Here is a 590-nt window from a genome sequence, read left to right as displayed (position 1 = left end):
CTCCACATGTCACCATGCTTCCACCTCGAACCTATTAACCTCATCATCTTTGAGGGATCTTATAACCGAAGTTGGGAAATCTCATCTTGAGGGGGGCTTCATGCTTAGATGCTTTCAGCACTTATCCCGTCCATACATAGCTACCCAGCTATGCCGTTGGCACGACAACTGGTACACCAGAGGTATGTCCATCCCGGTCCTCTCGTACTAAGGACAGCTCCTCTCAAATTTCCTACGCCCACGACGGATAGGGACCGAACTGTCTCACGACGTTCTGAACCCAGCTCGCGTACCGCTTTAATGGGCGAACAGCCCAACCCTTGGGACCGACTACAGCCCCAGGATGCGATGAGCCGACATCGAGGTGCCAAACCTCCCCGTCGATGTGAACTCTTGGGGGAGATAAGCCTGTTATCCCCGGGGTAGCTTTTATCCGTTGAGCGATGGCCCTTCCATGCGGAACCACCGGATCACTAAGTCCGTCTTTCGACCCTGCTCGACTTGTAGGTCTCGCAGTCAAGCTCCCTTATGCCTTTACACTCTATGAATGATTTCCAACCATTCTGAGGGAACCTTTGAGCGCCTCCGTT

1 rRNA gene is annotated in these 590 nt (G+C 53.1%); it reads right to left on the bottom strand.

The features are described 5' to 3' along the window. Window positions 1-590, bottom strand: a 23S ribosomal RNA gene (locus CD113_RS06105); the annotation flags it as partial.

This window comes from Staphylococcus simiae, from assembly GCF_002902085.1.
GTDB lineage: Bacteria > Bacillota > Bacilli > Staphylococcales > Staphylococcaceae > Staphylococcus > Staphylococcus simiae.
Note: the sequence above shows the minus strand (reverse complement) of the source record. Positions and strands in the feature narration are given on the sequence as shown.